We start from the raw sequence: 16,249 nt of genomic DNA, 5'->3' as shown, positions 1-16,249 counted from the left end.
CAATTGCGGACGCAAAACCGCTGCACACTTTGCTGGAATTGCTCTAATAGAGATAAGGGATGATCCGCTTCGTTCTGTCCATATAGGCGCGGTACTCGGGACCAAAAACCTCCATCATCATACGCTCTTCCTTGTCCACCCGCAGGAAGAACAGCACGGCAAAGCCGATAAGGCCTGCGAGACCCGCCACCCAGTTCGACAGGAGGAAAGCCTGGGCAAGGCCCATCAGCATGAAGGAAGTGTACATGGGGTGGCGCACCAGCGCGTAGGGACCTGATGATATCAGCTCGTGCTTCTGGCGGATTTCCAGCGTGATGGACCAGTTTCGTCCCAGCTGCTTGTGGGTTCTGCGAAAGACCCACATGGCGAGCGCGAAGATGGCGGCCCCAAGCACGACCGCCCACAGGTGGGCAGGGTAGTCGGCAGCTTTCGGGATGCCTGTCGCTACGTAAAATCCGGGCACGATCGCAAGCCCCGCGAGAGCCGCCGCAAGGGCTATCTTCTCCGAGACGCTCCGCTGGCTGCTGACGACGGGCACGCGTTTGCCGCGGCGCTCAAATGGATATCGAATGACGTACCATGCGATAATTCCGAGGACCCAGACGATCTCGCCAATGGTGTGAACTGACAAGTTCAAATCGGCACCAGAACCTTTCCACGATCCGTTTTCCGGGATCGCCCTGCTTTTCTATCAACCCGTATTCATCTCCCGCAGATTTGTAATGAATTGCTGCGGGCGAAGCCAGATGCCGGGCGTCTTATACCCCATATGCTTGGCGATATCGGCCACGAAGGCATTGCAATTGTAGACGGTCGCTTCCCAGAGACGGCTGCGTGCCTGGAGCTTGCGAATATAGGCGACCGTGTCGTCATATTCGGCATCCGTCAGCATCACGCGCCAGCTTGCCGAGCGGTACTGCTCTTCGAGGTCGCCATCCGTTGGGCCTGTCGTGGCGGGGACGGGAATGAAGTGGCCGATGACATAGGGCGCGGCATCTTCCGAAGCCGGGGCAAGTCCCGCAACATCGGGATTGATCATTCTTCCGTTTTTGTCGGCGCTGCCGAAGACGACATAGGTGTGACCGTAGGTCAGCGCATAACGCGAGCGGAATTCGATGAAACGCCGTCCTGCCTGGTCTTGAGTCGTGCCCGGTTTCTTCAGGTCACGGGCATCGGATGTAAAACGTGGCTGGGGGGCTTTGTCTTCTGACTGACACGATGATACCACAACCGCCAAAATGGCGATCAAGCACAAGCGGCTTTTTCCAAGCGCCATCAACACGCTCCATGTGCAGGCTCCTGCGAATGCAGGCCTGATGATGCCAGCTGATGCGCCGTTCCTGCGTCCTGAATGGCAGGCGGGATCAATCCTGGCCGTTTTAGGATGTTAGAGAGAGGAAGGGCCTATCGAGCCCTTCCTAAGTTCATGCGAATTTTACTTGTAGACGGCCGTTGCCGCAGGCGGTGGAGCTTTCCCCTTGCCTTTACCAATCGACCCGCAGGCACTCAGATTGGCCACCGCAAGCGTTGCTAGGATCACGAATAAAATTCTGCTCATTAAGTCCTCTCCTCATCCTGGTGCAGGCCTGAAAGAGCTGCACCTCAAAGTTTGACGATAATCGGCACCTTGGACAGTGCGGGAGTGATGCAATGTGCAACGAATCTACATTAGCAGATACTTACCGGTGTGGCCAACCCCGTAATTTCACATGGTAAACGGCACTGAAGCGCGCCGCGATCTTTCAGATCCGTTTGCCACGTTTCAGGCTTTTGTTTTCGCATGTCGTTATCGCAAAACCGCGGCACACTTTTGCGCGACATGCTTTAAATGACGACCACACGCGTTCCCACCCGGGTGCGGGAATAGAGGTCGACGATGTTTGCATTGGTCAGGCGAATGCAGCCGTTCGACACTGCATGACCGATCGACCAGGGCGCATTGGTTCCGTGCAGCCGGAAGAGCGTGTCCTGGCCGCCCTGGTAGAGGTAAAGGGCGGCAGCCCCCAGCGGGTTGTCCGGTCCTCCCGGCACGCCATCGGCATACTGGGCGAGCCGCGGCTTGCGCGCGATCATGTCGTCGGTGGGCTTCCACGAGGGCCACTCCGCCTTGCGGCCGATCGTGGCTTCGCCCTTGAAGCTTAAGCCTTCCTCGCCAACGGCGACGCCATAGCGCGTGGCAACGCCGCCGTCCTCGACGAAAAAGAGATAGCGTGCGCCCGTGTCGACGACGATGGTGCCGGGCGGCTCGCCTCCGTCATAGGCCACTTCCTGCCGGCGATAGCGGGGATCGGCATCCGGATCCCTTCCCAAAACCCGGTAGCCCAGCGGCGGGCCATCCGATGTCGTACTGCATCCATGAAGCATCAGTGCCAGGCTGCCCAATACGAGGCCCCGGCGCGTGACTGCTGCCCTTTCGTTCATTTCCACCTACCCTCGTCAGCTTCGATGTTTTCCGGTCAGCAGCGGGCTCATTTCCGGCCCATTCGCTTCTGTGGAATTGCGTATCTGGCAGGCGGACAAGCTTCGCAACTTGTAATAGTATGCATTTTGATCATTCACGAATCTCCTTGCCTTGGCCACTCGTTTTGCAAGAGTATTAGAATACGGGAATGGAAGGAAGCGATGAAACTTTGCCTGGAAGGAAAAGTCGCGATCGTGACGGGTGGGGGCTCCGGTATCGGGGCTGCCGTGTCCCGGCAGCTCGCCAACGAGGGTGCCGAGGTCGTCGTTGCCGATCTCAATGAGGATGCTGCACACAAGACTGCCGCGGAAATTACTTCGGACGGCGGGCGCGCCCGCGCCTTTGTCGTCGATGTGACCGATTTCGAGGCCGTGCAGAGGCTTGTCCATTTTGCCGTCGAGGAATGTGGCGGTCTCAATCTCGCCGTCAATAATGCCGGGGTCGATGGCGTGCGGGCAGCGGTCGCAGACTATCCGCTCGACGATTGGCACAGATTGATGAACGTCAATCTGAACAGCGTTTTCTACTGCATGAAATGCGAGATCGGCGCGATGCTGAAATCGGGCGGGGGGGCAATCGTGAACATGTCGTCGGCCCTTGGGGCCGTCGGCTTGCCGACCGCGGCCGCCTATACCACAGCCAAGCACGGCGTTGTCGGACTGACGAAGGTCGCCGCAATAGAATATGCACGATATGGAATCCGGGTAAACGCTGTCGGTCCCGGCTGGATCGACACGCCACTCCTGTCGGAGCATCTGGAAGCAGCGAGCACAAGGCGGATGGCGGCGCTGCAGCCAATGTGCCGGCGAGGGACACCGGACGAGGTCGCCAATCTCGTCAGCTTCCTGCTGTCCGAGCAGGCGAGCTTCATTACAGGCGCTCATTACCTGGTGGATGGGGCCTATACTGCTCACTAGAGTAACCAGGAAAGGCTCTAGATGTGAGCTTTCGGGAGGTTGTCCGTTCATAGCCCGGCAAAGGTTTGCGGGAATTACCCAAGCTTGCCAGTTCGGCAGCTTACCCTAGATTGAAGTTGCGCGGGCTTCTCGCGACCGATGTACATGCCGTTGTTCTCAACACAAAGGGCTTCCATCATGTCGGACAAATCGAAGAAGGGCATCGATCGCCGCGATCTCCTGATCGCATCCATTGCCACGGTCGGCGCGTCGGCTGCCCTGGCCGTCAGCACCGGTGCTGCGAATGGCCAGGACGCAGCGAAACCCGCTGCCAATCCAGCCTCGGGAACGGTCTATACCGGCGATGTCATCCAGGGGAAAAAGGTCGTCAGCGCGCTCGACGTCGACGACCTGGAGCCCGGGCAGAAGCACCTCCTGTATTTTCAGGGTGCGCAGATGCCCACGGGGCAGCACTGGTACGTGTCGGTGACGGTCGCCAAGGGGGCAAAGCCGGGCAAGCGCGGCATCCTGACCAGCGGTGTGCATGGCGATGAAATGAGCAATATTCACACGGTCCAGACCGTGATGAACCAGCTCGATCCGGCGCAGATGTCGGGCACGGTCATGGCGGTCACCGACGTGGCACGCCCGGCCCTTGAAAGCATGCAGCGCAGGTGGCCCAATCAGGGCAGGGGCGTAGATCTGATCGATATGAACAGGGAATGGCCGGGGAACGAGAACGGTGCCTCCGCGCCCAGCCGGCATGCCGGGCTGCTGTTCAACCGGCTGCTGCGGCCGAACGCCGACTTCGCGATCGACTTCCACACCGGAACAACCGGGTTCGAAGTCACCGCATTCAATATTGGCGGCATGGATGTGCCCGAGGTCAAGGCCATGGTGGAGCTCTATCCCGTCGGCCAGATCTTCGACAACCATGTCTATCCCGGTGTCCTGCACAACGCGTTCATGGATGAGGGCATCCCCTCCTTTACGCCGGAGATCGGCGCAGCCCGCGTTCTGGACATCGAGATGATCGCGCTGTTCGTGGAAGGCACGATGAACGTCCTCAAGCATCACGGCATCGTTGCCGGGCCGATGGGCCGGACAGGCAAGGACGTGAATGTCTTCGTCGGCAACAGTGCATTCCCGATCCTGGCAACCCAGGGCGGGATCGTCGAGCATCTGGTCAAGCTCAACGACAAGGTCGAACCCGGACAGAAGGTGGCCATCCAGCGCAACAGCTTCGGCGAAGTGGTCGCGGAATATACGAGCGCCGTGGCCGGAGAGATAACGGGCCAGCGCAGTGATGCAATGTCCGAGCCCGGCAACCCCCTGGTCTTCATCCTCTTCCACAAGGCGGCGCTGGAGGGCGCTGAGGCCTATCCCGAGTAATCCGCGGTCACGCGGCGATCCGGCACCATTCCAGCATTGCGCTACGGCCTGTCTTTGCTGATCCGTTCGCCGCTTGCGCTTTTTTTCTCGCGGTATGCATGGCGTAACCGCGGTCGGCGGGCGATGGCGTTATCGCTAGCGGCGCTTCCGCTTTATGCGGGGCGGCATAGGGGAAGTGATATCAGGAGCCTGATTGAGGACACACGATTCCTGCCGGTTCCTAGCTGAAAAGACCTTGCCAATCCTGCCGACCGTGCAGGACGCGAACAATCAGAATGCCGTGCTCCCGGATTGTGTAGGCAATCATGTGTGCCTGATAGGGATGAAGCCGCATGGGCGGGTTCAGTTCCCGGCGCTCCCGGGCCATTTGCGGATTATCGGCAAGCAATTCGAACGTGCCGAACAACTCGTCCACATATCGCTCGGACTGCGCGACGCCGAACTGTTCGGCGCCGAGAACGTAGATATCGATTATATCCCGATCCGCTTCAAAGGTTGTGCGGTATTTCATGCCCGGCTGGCGGCCAACCGTTCACGCGCAGCCTGGAGAATATCTTCCTTCGTGCGGTCGCTGACGCCACTGTCCAAACCTTCGGTAACAAGCCGCTGCAGCTCTGCCAGCTTGTCCGATCGCTCCTGATCGCGCCGGATCAGATCACGGACATAATCGCTTGCGTTGCTGTAGCGCCCCGTCCTGGTCTGGGCTTCCACCCACTCCTTCATCGGGTCGGGCAGGGAAACATTCATGGTTGCCATATCAATCACCTCACTTGGATAGAATGGCATATTTTGGCAAGGATTGCCAATATTTGAAAGATGGCAACCGGCGATGCGTGCAGCCCTCCAGCATCGGCCCCAAAATCGTCCTTTGTGCATCCGAATGGACGGGCGGCGCTCACCCAATGGTCAGGTCGAGCGCAGAAACCGCACGATCAAAGAGATGCCTGCCAATCAAAATCGGTTATCGGATGCTTCCAAAGCAAACAAATTCGCCGGGATGATCAACTTATCCGTTTACTTGGGTCGGAATTGCGCAGAATATTAGCAAATGGGAGGATAAGCCTTCGGCCCCACTCTCGATACATTGCGCCCGACGGCTTTCCTCCCTTGGTTTCAAGGGAGGACCAATCATGAGGCGGGTATTGTTCTACGCGGCATCAGCCGCGATACTATCGCTCGGTGTCTCGCATGCATTTGCGCAGTCGGGCGGCGTCGAGAAAGCGGTTGGCGGCTACAACTTCGAGGAAGCCGCAAAAGAGGCCCCCGGCACGAAGGATTTCCATTCGGCTGACGGTCATCTGACCTTCGCGATCGTAACGCATACGGCAGGCAACGGCTTCTTTGACCCTGTCTATGTCGGCGCGACCGTCGCCGGCAATATGATCGGTGCCAAGATATTGCTGCTCGGTTCAGAATCGCCGGTGGACGACCCCGCCCGCGAGCTCGAGATCCTGAACCAGATCATTCAGGACCCGACGATCGACGGCATCATCATGACGACGCCGCAGGTCGGCGCCTATAACGACATCGTCAAGGCTGCCGAGGCGGCCGGCATCCCGATCGCGACGACCAACTCGTTCGACGGCAACATTCTGCACCGGAGCGCGATCAGCCACACCGGCCAGGATGCGTCGGCGGCGGCAATCGGCGGCGAGGCGCTTGCAAATTGCGTGCTTGCCAGTGGCGCGACCAGCGGCTCGATCGTGCTGCCGTCCTCCACGGCGATGGGCAATATCGAGGTGAACAACCGTGTCACCGCCGCCTTCAATGCCATCGTCAAGACGTTGAAGGACGCCGGCAAGCTCGATGCCTTCAAGGTTGACGCCGGTCCGGAGAATGTCGGCATCGACACGAACCCGAACGACCCCGTCAATGCACTTGTTTCGCTCTTCGAGTCCCGCGGCGACGTGGTCGGCGCCTTCACAGCCAACAACGTCTTTACGCCGCCGCTCGTCAAGGCGGTTGCCCAGATGGGGAAGACCGGCAAGTTGTGCGCTTATGGTTTCGATCTCGGCCCGGCACAGCAGGAAGGCATCGCAGCGGGGAATCTGACCGGCTCGCTCGGCCAGCAGCCCTTCCTGCAGGGCTTCTGGCCTGTCATGCAGCTCTATCTCCAGATCGATCGCGGTATCGCAGCTGCCAATCTCGACACGCGTGCCCAGCTCGTGACGAAGGAAACGGTCGCCAACGTCGGCAAGCGCTTCGAGAACTGACTGCCGTTCGAAACGTCTGAAATCAAGGCGGGAGGGTGCGAGCCGTCCCGCCACGTCAAAGCAAGGATCGGTCGGTAGAACTCATTCGGTAGAAACTCATGGAGCCCGCCACGACGACATCGCTCGGCCGTGCGCCGCCCCAGCTCGTCGGCGGCTGGGAGGCGGGGCTCCTCATGTTTCTTGCGCTGCTCTACTTCGGCGGGGCCATCGTCAATCCGGCCTTCTTCGGATCGACAGAGGCCCTTCACGCGCTTCTGCGCGATACGTCCCGTGTGGGGATCATCGCGGTCGGGATGACTTTCGTCATCGTCAACAGGGATCTCGATCTTTCGGTCGGTTCGACCTACGGTCTGATCGCCGTCGTCTTCGCCAGGCTTTTTTCCCCGAGCTTTCTCGATTTCGGCATGATCCAGTCGGCGATCCTCTGCGTGCTCTTGGGCACAGCGATCGGCCTGATCAACGGCGTGCTCGTCACGGTCCTGAAAGTGCCGGCCTTCATCGCGACGCTGACGATCCTCTTCATCGGTCGCGGCTTCGTGCTGGCGCTGACGCACGGTCAGGCAATCTATTATTCCGACAAGGCGAAAGACCATCCGCTGTTCTTCCACCTGGGAGAGACGAATATCCTCGGCTTCAACAACCAGATCGCGATCTTCTTCCTCATCGCCATGGTGGGGGCCCTTGTGCTTGCCAAGACCCGCTGGGGCTATGAGACTTTCGCCACCGGCGGAAACGAGCAGGCGGCGGTCTATGCCGGCATTCGCACACGCTGGGTGCGCATTCGCGCCTATCTGCTCTCCTCGCTTTGCGCGACCCTTGCAGCTCTCCTGTCGGCCGCGCAGGATAAGGGTGTCACCCCTCTCTATGGTGTCAGCTGGGAACTCACCGTTATCGCATCCGTCGTCATCGGCGGCGCATCGATCCTGGGCGGGCGCGGGCGCGTCATCGGGTCTTGCCTGGGTGCTGCGGTCGTCGTGCTGATCGACAAGGTGCTGCGCGAGGGATGGCCGATCACGCGCATCGTCGTGATCGACGGTGAAAGCATCGCAGTCGGCGCCAAGTTCACCCTGCCGGCCGGCGCCGTGCTGGTTTTCCTGGGTCTTCTTCTCGTCATCGCCGTGCTGATCGAGCCCTTCCTTATCCGGCGCCAGGTTGCGGCCCGGCTATGGGCATGGCTGCGCCGCCGGCCGCCCCCGCCGGCCTATGAGATGGGCGGCGTGGCGATCGAAGGTGTCCAGACCAAGGGGGCGATGGCGGCCGACATGGCGCTGTCTGCCACCGGGCTCGGCAAGTTTCTCGCCCGCCGCGACGCACTGGCCATCATCCTGACCGTCGTGTTGTGGCTGACGGGCCTCGCGCTCAGGCCGGATTACTGGTGGAACCTGCCCAATACCTTTGCCATCCTGCTCAATTACACGGAACTGGCCCTCATCACGGTCGGGCTCACCTATGTCATCGCAGCCGGCGATATCGATCTCTCCGTCGGCGCGGTGCTTGCCCTTGCCGGCAGCACGGCGGCCTATTTCCTGAAGGTGCTCGGCGCCGACCCGCTCACTGCCGTGGCGATGGGCCTGTTTGCAGGGACGTGTGCCGGCGCCGTCAACGCCATGGTCGTCGTCGGCTTCAAACTGCCTGCCTTCATCGCCACGCTCGGCATGTTCTACATTGCCCGGGGGCTCGCCGCCTGGTTCGTCGCGGGACAACAGCTGACCGGCTGGCCCGAGGGCTATAACCTGCTCGGGCGCAAGGTGAATGACGTTCTCCTGCATTTCGGCCTTGCGCTGCCGCCGGGGATCATTCGCTCGGTCGCCGAGGTCGTCAGCGTCCAGACGATCTGGATGTTTTTCATCGCCGTGATCGCCGGTATCGTGCTTGCCTATACGCCGTTCGGGCTGAAGGTCTGTGCGGCCGGCGGCAACGTGCGCGCCGCAGCCTATGCCGGTATCAACACCAACCGCGTGCGCTTCATCTCGCTCATGCTGTCGGCGCTCTGCGCAACCATGGCCGGGATCATCAATGTCGCCTACTTCCGCAGCTTCAACCCGGTCGCCGGCCAGTTTCGCGAGCTCGATGCGATCGCTTCCGTCATCATCGGCGGCGGATCGATCTTCGGCGGTTACGGCACGATGATCGGTTCGCTTGCGGGTGCCGCTGTCATCACGCTCGTCCGCGCACTGCTTCAACTCAACGTCCAGGGGTTCAGCATGCCGCAGCACTGGATCAACGTCTTTATCGGCGTCATCCTCATCGTCGCGGTGCTGATCGATATATGGGTGCGCCAGGCCAATATTTTCGGACGCCTGCGAGCCCGGCTGAGAAGAGGGGCGTCAACAGGGGACAGCAGTCATGGCTGAGGCGACACCATCCGCGCCGATCGTGGAAATGCGGGGCATCGAAAAAGCCTTCGGGGCCGTGCAGGCGCTTCGCAAGGTTGATCTGACGCTTTATCCCGGTGAGATTCTCGGCCTGGTCGGCGACAATTCCGCCGGCAAATCGACGCTCATGAAGATCCTGACCGGTGCTTACCAGCGCGATGCGGGTGATATCCTCGTTGCCGGGCAACCGGTGCGGTTCAAGAGCCCGCACGAGAGCCGCGGCGTCGGCATCGAGATGATCTACCAGGATTTCGCGCTCTGCGGCAACATGGATGTCGGCCAGAACATCTTCCTTGGCCGCTGGCCGCTCAAAGGCCCTTTCGTTAACAGGCGGAAGATGTATGCGGAAGCCGACAGCGTGCTGAAGCGGCTCAAGGTCGACGTGAACTCCGTCTATCAGAAGGTCGAAAGTCTGTCGGGCGGCCGACAGCAATCCGTCGCGATCGCCCGCGCAATCTCGTTCGAGCCGCGCGTCGTGATCCTCGACGAGCCGACCGCCAACCTTTCCGTGATGGCGACGGAACGGCTGCTCGAAACCATGCTGGAACTGAAGAGACAGGGCGTCGCCCAGATCATCATCTCACACCGCCTGGTCGATATTTTTGCCGTGGGCGATCGCGTCATGGTCCTCAAGCGCGGCGAATATGTCGGCGATCGTTACATCAGGAATACCGACGAGCATGAAGTGCTGGAGATCATCGTTTCCGGCACGCGAGAGAGCGCGCGGACAGCCGACGAGGCGAGAAAGATCTGATCGCTCGACCGCTCCGCTTGCGCCAGAGCGGACATTGCGGCCCTCAGCTGATCTCAGCGCATTTCGACAGGATATCGTCGACGACGGAGGCGAGCGGCCGGGTGGCGTCGATGGTCGTCGCATTCCCGGGAATGTCTTCCTTCGTCGCATGCAGGCGCAGGACCAGGTCCCGTTCGGCCGGTTTTCCGCCAAATTCGTCTTCGGCCCTGCCGGCGAGCCGGTTCTTCAGCGTGTCCGGATCGACATCGAGAACGAAGACCCCGTCAAACAGATCGATGAAGCGATGGAAATTCCGCGAGCCGCCGCAGAAGAAGGAGATCGGGTGGCTTTTATCGACCGCGAGCGACCTGACTTTGTCGACATGCCAGAGATGGTGCCTCTGCACAAAGGCCACATCGTTCTGCTCATGCCGAGAACCATCCAGCGGTTCACCCGTATGGGGATCGCCTCGATAGGCAAGCTCGCGGTCACCATGAATGACGTGATAACCGCGCCGCTGCAATTCGGTGGCGACCGAGGTCTTGCCGGTTCCGGAAACGCCTTCGATCAAATAGTTCCTGACGCCCATTTCGCTCTCGTTCGGTGAACCGCAGACCTTATGGCGCGGAATTGTAACGGATTTCCGACGCGCGATTCCAAGAGCTTGCATGAACCGGAAGCCCGGCAGCGCCGCGCATTCATCCAGCGCTGCTTAAGCGCGTTCAATGCAGGATCGATGCCTTCGCCTTGCGGTCGACCAATGCTTCCACCGTGCCGATGAGGCGTGCTGCGCGCCTCAGGATTTCGACGCCCGCATCGTTGATCGCGATGTCGTAGCTCATCCGGTCCATGCACCCGGCAATCTCCATCAGCTTCTCGCCGAGATCGCCGTGGCGCAGCCGGTCGGCCGAGCGCGAGAGCCGGCGCAGGCATTCCGCATATCTCGACGCGAGAACGAGCCTGTCGGTGATCGGGTTGCCTTCCGGAGCGGATGGAGACTGTGACGCCTTCTGTCGCATTCCGCCCTCCCTTATTCCAGCATGGTGCAGACCGGCTTGCGGGTCTGCCTTCTCATGGCGAAATCCCGCCGGCTGCCATCCAGGGCCTTCAAGGCAGAAAGGATGTCCTGGTAGCGGATGGAGCAGGCGACACCCGGAGGATGGCGCAACTCGGGACAGGATTCGACCGCGTGAAGGTCGGATGCCCAGGAGGCGAGGATCGCGCGCTTCTCTTCGGTCGTCATCGTGTCCGAGACAACCACTTCGTCCGGATGGGAAAAGTGCCGATGGGGATGCAGGATATGCGACGCCGAAATGGCGTCGAGGACATTGGCCGGGCCGGCTGTCGTCTTGCCTTCGATTGTCATGTTGGATCTCCTAAAAACTTTCGACGGTTGAGGAAAATCTCCAGGCGGATAAGAGATTGTTTCGCTGTTTTCGGCGTTCAAGTGGGCCGCTGCCGAACGTTCAAAAAAATTTTCGAAGCCTCTTGAAAGGCAAAAAAAGCCAAACCAAATCGATATTCGCCGGCAGCCCAAAGGGGGCCGGAAGCCGGGGACGCAGTTTCCGACGCGTCTCCTTTCCAACTCGCTTTACGGAGGATTTGGTCATGAGAAACGAATTCGACTTCGCACCCTTCTACCGCTCGAGCATCGGCTTCGACCGTGTGTTCAACCTTCTGAACAATCCGCAGCGTCTGCAGGCCATCGACACATGGCCGCCCTACGATATCGTCAAGTCCGGCGAGGACGACTACCGCATCCAGATGGCGGTCGCAGGTTTCGCCGACAGCGACCTCGACATCACCCAGGAACGCAACGTGCTGATCGTGAAGGGTCAGAAGGCGGAGGAGAAGCAGGGCGACTACCTGCATCGCGGCATTGCCGGCCGCTCCTTCGAACGGCGCTTTGAACTTGCCGATCATGTTCGGGTCGAGAATGCGTCGCTGACGAACGGCCTTCTGACGATCGAGCTGAAGCGCGAGATCCCTGAAGCGATGAAGCCGCGCAAGATCGCGATCGGCAGCGCCGAGGGTTCCGAGGCGCCGATGCAGATGATCGAGGGCGAAAAGAACGTCGCTTGATCGGAGGGGAGGGAGGAGCCGGCGCCACCGACGGCGCCGGCTTTTGAACGACATGAAGACCATCGATGTCCGAAAACCGCAGCCATTCGACGCCCGCGATCTTTCCGCGTGCCAGCCCGTTTTCGACACGCTTCTGAAAGAGGCGGGCGTCGATAAGGCTTCCGAAGAAGCCGCGCGCATTGCCGCAATCACCGTCGAGCTTTATCGGCAAGGCGTGCGCGACCCGGAGCATCTGCGTATCATAGTGGAAGCCGCGCGGGGGCTCTTTAACCGCGCGGTATAGTGCCTTCGGCGTGCAGCTTTCCGAAAATCCTGACGAGCGCCTCCAGATCGTCTGCCGACAGGCTTGCCAGTTCCGGCGGCGGCCGATGATAGGCCGCCAGCAATTCGGTCTTCGTTTCAGTCCCCTTTTCGGTTGCCCGCACGAGCTTCACACGTCGATCGCTGGGCGAGGGAATGCGATCGGCCAGGCCGGATCGCTCCAGCCGGTCTACCAGCCATGTTGCGGTCGAGGGATCGCAGCCCCATTCGCGCGCCAATGCCCCGATCGGCTTGCCGTCCGCGCCGAGCGAGAAAAGGGCGCGGGAATCGTTCGGCGTCAGCCCATATTTCTGCTGCGCAGCCAGACGCTGCGGCGCCGAACCCATCAGAAAGTTGAACATCAAGCGCCAGGCCTCATCGGCAAGGTTGGGCGCATCGCGAGGGGGTGTCATGTCTCGGCTCCGGTGCTGCTATCTTGACATATTTTGAGTCATCAAATATTTTTGTCAATCAAAGTAATAAACCTCCATTTGCAGCCTGGCTTTGCCGGGAGCGGACCTGTCGTGTCCCAAACATAGGAGAAACGCATGAGCACGCATATCCCGGTTCTGATTATCGGCGGCGGCCTGAACGGCCTCACGGCCGCTGCACTCCTTGCCCATCAGGGTGTCGGCTGCATGGTGGTGGAGCGTCATGCTGGCACCTCGATCCAGTATAAGTTCACCGGCATCTCGCCGCGCAGCATGGAGATATTCCGCAGTCTCGGGCTGGAGACGGAAATCCGCGCCAAACGCACCGGCGACCAGCAGGGCGGCGGTATTGCACGGGCAAGAAACCTTGCCGATCCGGATATTCGATGGAGCGATGCTGCATGGCCTGACGCCAGGCCCTACAGTCCCACACAGCCCGCGACCTGCGACCAGCATGTGCTGGAACCGATCCTGCGCAATTACGCGGAGAGGGCCGGCGCGGACATTCGCTTCAATACCGAGTTTTCATCCCTGGAGCAGGACCCCGCCTCGGTTCGTGCTGTCATCCGCAATCGCGAAACCGGAGAGGAGGAAACTGTTGTCGCCGACTATCTGATCGCCGCTGACGGCGCCAATGGCACGCTGCGCGAAAAGCTCGGTATCGACCGGAAGGGCCCAGGCGTGTTGCAGCACTGGATGAGCATCATCTTCGACACGGACCTGTCTCCCGAGATCGATGGCAGGCCGCTCACCTCCTGCTTCGTCAGCGATCTCAACGCCACCATCACGCCGCGTCCAGGCGGGCGTTGGCTGCTGGCGTTGCAATATTTTCCGGAAAGGGGCGAGCGACCGGAGGACTTCGACCGCGACCGTTGCCGGGAACTCGTCGAAAAAGCGGCCGGCCGATCCGGCGTCCAGGCGGAGTTGGTCGATGCGCGGTCCTGGGAGATGGCGGCGTTCGTTGCAGACCGTTTCTGTGCGGGCCGCTGCTTCCTGATCGGCGACGCTGCGCACCTCATGCCACCGACCGGCGCATTCGGGGGAAATTCGGGCATCCACGATGCGCACAACCTGGCCTGGAAGCTCGCGATGGTCGTTCGCGGCGAGGCGGATGCCAGCCTGCTCGACAGCTACGACGCGGAGCGCCGGCCGGTGATCGCCGCAACGCTGGCGCAGGCGCTCGCCCGTCTGCAGCAATGGTTCAAGGACCCTGCGGGGCGGTTGCCGCCTGCCGTCGCCATCGTGGATGACTACGATGTCGTGTTCGGACAGCGCTACGACGCCGGCGCATTGGTGTTCGAGGCTGCCGCTCGCGACCGGTCATTCGAACCGGTCGCGGAACTCGCCGGCGTTCCCGGCACCCGCGCGCCGCATCTCGTCATCGAGCGTGAAGGCGAAAGGCTCTCGACGCTGGATCTGTTCGGACGCGGTTTCGTGTTGCTGGCAAACGATGCGAACTGGCGCGCTGCGGCGGATCGCTTGCGCAAGGACGGCGGCATCCCGCTCGCTTGCCATGTCTTCGGCGCGCACGGCGATCTCGGCGACCCGGAAGAACGCTGGCCTCACGCTTATGGCGTGGGCGATGGCGGCGCCGTGATGGTTCGCCCCGACGGCTTCGTTGCGTGGCGTGCGCCAAGCGCGGAGATCGACATCGAAGGCCGGCTTGTCCAAGTTCTGGATGGGATCGGTATGCGTGTCGACCACCTCGAGGGCGTGTGTCGATGACCTGCTGAACTCAATTGCTCAACGTCCGTCGTCGCCCAGCATGTGATCCGCCAGCCTGTAACAGTGGCTCGCCTGATAGGCGTTCCGGCCACGGTTCATGTGCGTCAGGTTGAATGCCCGGATAGCCTGCAACGCAAGGGGTGTGGCGAGAAATTTGCCGATTGAGGAGAAGCCGCGGACCTTGACGCCGAAAATGTCCTCGCCCCTGGGAAAGAAATAGCTGACGTCATCAGGCATCATGACACAGGACCCGAGGAAATCCTCGTCCACCTGGCCGTGATCGAGCGAGTGGTCGGTGGTGAAATCGGAAAGATGCACCAGGAAGAGCGCGCGGATGTCCTCATCATCAGCATAGAGCGAGAAGAGCTCCATCCAGCTCGCATTGACGCGAACGAGGGCTTTGCCCGGTGTCGACGGCAGACAGGAAACCGACCAGTAGTCCCGCTCCGTCCGGCGCGGGATCGGAATGCAGTCGCTCCCGTAGCGCCTGACAATGTCCAGAACCGCTTGTGCCTGCGGCCGGCGCAGCAGCTTCTCAAACCTGGGGACGTACTTGAGACGCAATTCCAGGGACTCCGAGCGCTCGTCGGCATCGTGCAGGATCGTCTCACCGTGCATCCAATCGCGCTGCTGCTCAAGGTCGAGGAACCGGCGCAGACCGGCGGTGTTTTGGCGGCGCCCCGCGCTCACGTCATGTACCATTGAAGCAATCCCAGGCTCCGCTTCTGGACAGCTCTTCACCTTGTCGCGGCGACAGAGCTTTACGAATGTTTCCCTCTAGCAGCATATATCCATCATTTGCTGCGGGAGAACTACGGCCCCTATGCCGAGACACTTGTCGGACCTGCCGCTCAAGCGAAGCCGCAGACAGCCAGAAGCGGGTGTGGAACCACTCTATCTCTTTGTTTTTACGCAATTCCGGACGCAACACCGCTATGCACTTTTGCTGGAATTGCTCTAACCAGACAGGGTTCGAAAACTGTGATCGACAGGCCGGTTTCCCGAACCCATCGGTGGATCAGCTCTCAATGGAAATCAGCAGCTACTAATAGCCACCGATATTGCCGCGAACGGGACCAATCCCCAGTGGAGTTGCGTAGGTCGTGTTGTCGCCGCCGGTGCCGGTGGTCGCGCACCCTGAAAGGCTCAGAAGCGCGATCGTTACCGCGGCCAAAAGGTATTTTACAGGCATGACATTGTCCCCCTTATCAGTCACCGCGCAGGCCTTCAGGGCCAGAGCACGAGTATTCCCCAAACCATCGGCATCGGCAACTGCGGCGAGTACCTATTCGACGCAATTGCCTCAAGATATCGGGGCTGGGAATAAGCCCGTTCACTCTCGGCCCGATGGGCCTCTTCGGAAGGCGTGGAACGAATTCATTTCCAAGCTGGGGCCTGCCCGGTGGCGGTATTGAAGCCGTGGACGACGGCGTTTAGCGCCTGACAATCGTTTTTGATCGTGCACCCGGGACGGTCGAGCTATACCGGCGGATCGCGGCGCTTTCAGGAGCGTGCCCTAATTTTCAGCAGCGTACCCTGGGTTGAAGCCGTGCGGGACTTCGCGACCGCTGTGCATGCCATTGTTCGATATCCTCGTTTCCGGCACGCGAGAGCGCGCTGACCGCTGATGAGGCGAGAAGG

The 16,249-nt window shown here is 60.7% G+C and carries 20 protein-coding genes; 8 read left to right on the top strand and 12 right to left on the bottom strand.

All coding sequences use genetic code 11. From position 1 onward, the window contains the following. Window positions 1-43: 43 nt before the first annotated feature. The 4 genes from AB4Z13_RS22425 to AB4Z13_RS22410 form a co-directional block, all read right to left on the bottom strand. Window positions 44-631 (bottom strand): protein-S-isoprenylcysteine O-methyltransferase, encoded by a 588-nt coding sequence (locus tag AB4Z13_RS22425; protein WP_439016167.1) that lies wholly within the window; start codon window positions 629-631, stop codon window positions 44-46. 60 nt (window positions 632-691) lie between these two features. Beyond that, entirely contained in the window at window positions 692-1,276 is a 585-nt protein-coding gene (locus tag AB4Z13_RS22420) for a hypothetical protein (protein WP_442206861.1), read from the bottom strand. Window positions 1,277-1,435: 159 nt separating this feature from the next. Next, complete coding sequence (locus AB4Z13_RS22415; RefSeq protein ID WP_007815309.1) at window positions 1,436-1,558, bottom strand: hypothetical protein; 123 nt, start codon at window positions 1,556-1,558, stop codon at window positions 1,436-1,438. Window positions 1,559-1,824: 266 nt separating this feature from the next. Continuing rightward, on the bottom strand, window positions 1,825-2,421 hold the full coding sequence (locus AB4Z13_RS22410) for a L,D-transpeptidase (protein ID WP_113322500.1): 597 nt from the start codon (window positions 2,419-2,421) through the stop codon (window positions 1,825-1,827). Between the two features lie 201 nt (window positions 2,422-2,622). Here AB4Z13_RS22410 and AB4Z13_RS22405 point away from each other — a divergent pair, with 201 nt between their 5' ends. Then, a complete protein-coding gene (locus AB4Z13_RS22405; protein ID WP_442206860.1) occupies window positions 2,623-3,378 on the top strand; it encodes an SDR family NAD(P)-dependent oxidoreductase in 756 nt (251 codons plus the stop codon). Between the two features lie 177 nt (window positions 3,379-3,555). Further along, window positions 3,556-4,749, top strand: coding sequence for a peptidase M14 (locus AB4Z13_RS22400; protein WP_442206859.1), 1,194 nt, complete (start codon window positions 3,556-3,558; stop codon window positions 4,747-4,749). A gap of 220 nt (window positions 4,750-4,969) precedes the next feature. Here AB4Z13_RS22400 and AB4Z13_RS22395 read toward each other — a convergent pair whose 3' ends face one another. After that, window positions 4,970-5,260, bottom strand: coding sequence for a type II toxin-antitoxin system RelE/ParE family toxin (locus AB4Z13_RS22395; RefSeq protein ID WP_439016164.1), 291 nt, complete (start codon window positions 5,258-5,260; stop codon window positions 4,970-4,972). Beyond that, on the bottom strand, window positions 5,257-5,505 hold the full coding sequence (locus AB4Z13_RS22390) for a type II toxin-antitoxin system ParD family antitoxin (RefSeq protein WP_113322497.1): 249 nt from the start codon (window positions 5,503-5,505) through the stop codon (window positions 5,257-5,259). The genes AB4Z13_RS22395 and AB4Z13_RS22390 overlap by 4 nt, the downstream gene beginning before the upstream one ends. Window positions 5,506-5,879: 374 nt before the next feature. Here AB4Z13_RS22390 and AB4Z13_RS22385 point away from each other — a divergent pair, with 374 nt between their 5' ends. The 3 genes from AB4Z13_RS22385 (at window position 5,880) to AB4Z13_RS22375 (ending at window position 10,091) form a co-directional block, all read left to right on the top strand. Next, complete coding sequence (locus AB4Z13_RS22385) at window positions 5,880-6,962, top strand: substrate-binding domain-containing protein (RefSeq protein ID WP_113322496.1); 1,083 nt, start codon at window positions 5,880-5,882, stop codon at window positions 6,960-6,962. A gap of 98 nt (window positions 6,963-7,060) precedes the next feature. Further along, window positions 7,061-9,316: an ABC transporter permease gene (locus tag AB4Z13_RS22380; protein WP_442206858.1), complete on the top strand. Its 2,256-nt coding sequence runs from the start codon at window positions 7,061-7,063 to the stop codon at window positions 9,314-9,316. After that, window positions 9,309-10,091 carry an ATP-binding cassette domain-containing protein gene (locus tag AB4Z13_RS22375; protein ID WP_007815323.1) on the top strand — a complete coding sequence of 261 codons (783 nt, stop codon included), beginning with the start codon at window positions 9,309-9,311 and terminating at the stop codon, window positions 10,089-10,091. Before AB4Z13_RS22380 ends, AB4Z13_RS22375 begins: the two co-directional genes overlap by 8 nt. Before the next feature lie 43 nt (window positions 10,092-10,134). Here AB4Z13_RS22375 and AB4Z13_RS22370 read toward each other — a convergent pair whose 3' ends face one another. The 3 genes from AB4Z13_RS22370 to AB4Z13_RS22360 all read right to left on the bottom strand — a co-directional run bounded on the left by AB4Z13_RS22370 (window position 10,135) and on the right by AB4Z13_RS22360 (window position 11,436). Beyond that, window positions 10,135-10,659 carry an AAA family ATPase gene (locus AB4Z13_RS22370; protein WP_442206857.1) on the bottom strand — a complete coding sequence of 175 codons (525 nt, stop codon included), beginning with the start codon at window positions 10,657-10,659 and terminating at the stop codon, window positions 10,135-10,137. 133 nt (window positions 10,660-10,792) lie between these two features. Next, window positions 10,793-11,089: a hypothetical protein gene (locus AB4Z13_RS22365; protein ID WP_113322493.1), complete on the bottom strand. Its 297-nt coding sequence runs from the start codon at window positions 11,087-11,089 to the stop codon at window positions 10,793-10,795. Between the two features lie 11 nt (window positions 11,090-11,100). Continuing rightward, window positions 11,101-11,436: a hypothetical protein gene (locus AB4Z13_RS22360; protein WP_439016159.1), complete on the bottom strand. Its 336-nt coding sequence runs from the start codon at window positions 11,434-11,436 to the stop codon at window positions 11,101-11,103. Window positions 11,437-11,678: 242 nt separating this feature from the next. On the opposite strand from AB4Z13_RS22360, the gene AB4Z13_RS22355 reads away from it, so the two are divergent. Together AB4Z13_RS22355 and AB4Z13_RS22350 are read left to right on the top strand one after the other, a co-directional pair. Continuing rightward, complete coding sequence (locus AB4Z13_RS22355) at window positions 11,679-12,152, top strand: Hsp20 family protein (RefSeq protein ID WP_442206856.1); 474 nt, start codon at window positions 11,679-11,681, stop codon at window positions 12,150-12,152. Window positions 12,153-12,204: 52 nt separating this feature from the next. Next, the gene (locus AB4Z13_RS22350; RefSeq protein WP_113322539.1) at window positions 12,205-12,435 is read left to right on the top strand and encodes a hypothetical protein; all 231 of its coding nucleotides are present in this window, start codon (window positions 12,205-12,207) and stop codon (window positions 12,433-12,435) included. On the opposite strand, the gene AB4Z13_RS22345 is transcribed toward AB4Z13_RS22350, so the two are convergent. Beyond that, window positions 12,419-12,865, bottom strand: coding sequence for a MarR family transcriptional regulator (locus AB4Z13_RS22345; RefSeq protein WP_442206855.1), 447 nt, complete (start codon window positions 12,863-12,865; stop codon window positions 12,419-12,421). The genes AB4Z13_RS22350 and AB4Z13_RS22345 overlap by 17 nt on opposite strands. 135 nt (window positions 12,866-13,000) lie before the next feature. Here AB4Z13_RS22345 and AB4Z13_RS22340 point away from each other — a divergent pair, with 135 nt between their 5' ends. After that, a complete protein-coding gene (locus tag AB4Z13_RS22340; protein WP_442206854.1) occupies window positions 13,001-14,608 on the top strand; it encodes an FAD-dependent oxidoreductase in 1,608 nt (535 codons plus the stop codon). Between the two features lie 18 nt (window positions 14,609-14,626). Here AB4Z13_RS22340 and AB4Z13_RS22335 read toward each other — a convergent pair whose 3' ends face one another. Next, window positions 14,627-15,310, bottom strand: coding sequence for a hypothetical protein (locus AB4Z13_RS22335; RefSeq protein WP_442206853.1), 684 nt, complete (start codon window positions 15,308-15,310; stop codon window positions 14,627-14,629). A gap of 343 nt (window positions 15,311-15,653) precedes the next feature. Next, on the bottom strand, window positions 15,654-15,800 hold the full coding sequence (locus tag AB4Z13_RS22330) for a hypothetical protein (RefSeq protein ID WP_439016154.1): 147 nt from the start codon (window positions 15,798-15,800) through the stop codon (window positions 15,654-15,656). Window positions 15,801-16,249: the final 449 nt, after the last annotated feature.

Source organism: Rhizobium sp. YAF28, from assembly GCF_052113285.1.
Taxonomy (GTDB): Bacteria; Pseudomonadota; Alphaproteobacteria; order Rhizobiales; family Rhizobiaceae; genus Rhizobium.
Note: the sequence above shows the minus strand (reverse complement) of the source record. Positions and strands in the feature narration are given on the sequence as shown.

What these genes read in the sequence shown, in the direction of transcription:
- AB4Z13_RS22420 (WP_442206861.1), bottom strand. Translation starts at nt 1,276, where the DNA reads ATGGCGCTTGGAAAAAGCCGCTTGTGCTTGATCGCCATTTTGGCGGTT.
- AB4Z13_RS22415 (WP_007815309.1), bottom strand. Translation starts at nt 1,558, where the DNA reads ATGAGCAGAATTTTATTCGTGATCCTAGCAACGCTTGCGGTGGCCAAT.
- AB4Z13_RS22410 (WP_113322500.1), bottom strand. Translation starts at nt 2,421, where the DNA reads ATGAACGAAAGGGCAGCAGTCACGCGCCGGGGCCTCGTATTGGGCAGC.
- AB4Z13_RS22405 (WP_442206860.1), top strand. Translation starts at nt 2,623, where the DNA reads ATGAAACTTTGCCTGGAAGGAAAAGTCGCGATCGTGACGGGTGGGGGC.
- AB4Z13_RS22400 (WP_442206859.1), top strand. Translation starts at nt 3,556, where the DNA reads ATGTCGGACAAATCGAAGAAGGGCATCGATCGCCGCGATCTCCTGATC.
- AB4Z13_RS22395 (WP_439016164.1), bottom strand. Translation starts at nt 5,260, where the DNA reads ATGAAATACCGCACAACCTTTGAAGCGGATCGGGATATAATCGATATC.
- AB4Z13_RS22390 (WP_113322497.1), bottom strand. Translation starts at nt 5,505, where the DNA reads ATGGCAACCATGAATGTTTCCCTGCCCGACCCGATGAAGGAGTGGGTG.
- AB4Z13_RS22385 (WP_113322496.1), top strand. Translation starts at nt 5,880, where the DNA reads ATGAGGCGGGTATTGTTCTACGCGGCATCAGCCGCGATACTATCGCTC.
- AB4Z13_RS22380 (WP_442206858.1), top strand. Translation starts at nt 7,061, where the DNA reads ATGGAGCCCGCCACGACGACATCGCTCGGCCGTGCGCCGCCCCAGCTC.
- AB4Z13_RS22375 (WP_007815323.1), top strand. Translation starts at nt 9,309, where the DNA reads ATGGCTGAGGCGACACCATCCGCGCCGATCGTGGAAATGCGGGGCATC.
- AB4Z13_RS22370 (WP_442206857.1), bottom strand. Translation starts at nt 10,659, where the DNA reads ATGGGCGTCAGGAACTATTTGATCGAAGGCGTTTCCGGAACCGGCAAG.
- AB4Z13_RS22365 (WP_113322493.1), bottom strand. Translation starts at nt 11,089, where the DNA reads ATGCGACAGAAGGCGTCACAGTCTCCATCCGCTCCGGAAGGCAACCCG.
- AB4Z13_RS22360 (WP_439016159.1), bottom strand. Translation starts at nt 11,436, where the DNA reads ATGACAATCGAAGGCAAGACGACAGCCGGCCCGGCCAATGTCCTCGAC.
- AB4Z13_RS22355 (WP_442206856.1), top strand. Translation starts at nt 11,679, where the DNA reads ATGAGAAACGAATTCGACTTCGCACCCTTCTACCGCTCGAGCATCGGC.
- AB4Z13_RS22350 (WP_113322539.1), top strand. Translation starts at nt 12,205, where the DNA reads ATGAAGACCATCGATGTCCGAAAACCGCAGCCATTCGACGCCCGCGAT.
- AB4Z13_RS22345 (WP_442206855.1), bottom strand. Translation starts at nt 12,865, where the DNA reads ATGACACCCCCTCGCGATGCGCCCAACCTTGCCGATGAGGCCTGGCGC.
- AB4Z13_RS22340 (WP_442206854.1), top strand. Translation starts at nt 13,001, where the DNA reads ATGAGCACGCATATCCCGGTTCTGATTATCGGCGGCGGCCTGAACGGC.
- AB4Z13_RS22335 (WP_442206853.1), bottom strand. Translation starts at nt 15,310, where the DNA reads ATGGTACATGACGTGAGCGCGGGGCGCCGCCAAAACACCGCCGGTCTG.
- AB4Z13_RS22330 (WP_439016154.1), bottom strand. Translation starts at nt 15,800, where the DNA reads ATGCCTGTAAAATACCTTTTGGCCGCGGTAACGATCGCGCTTCTGAGC.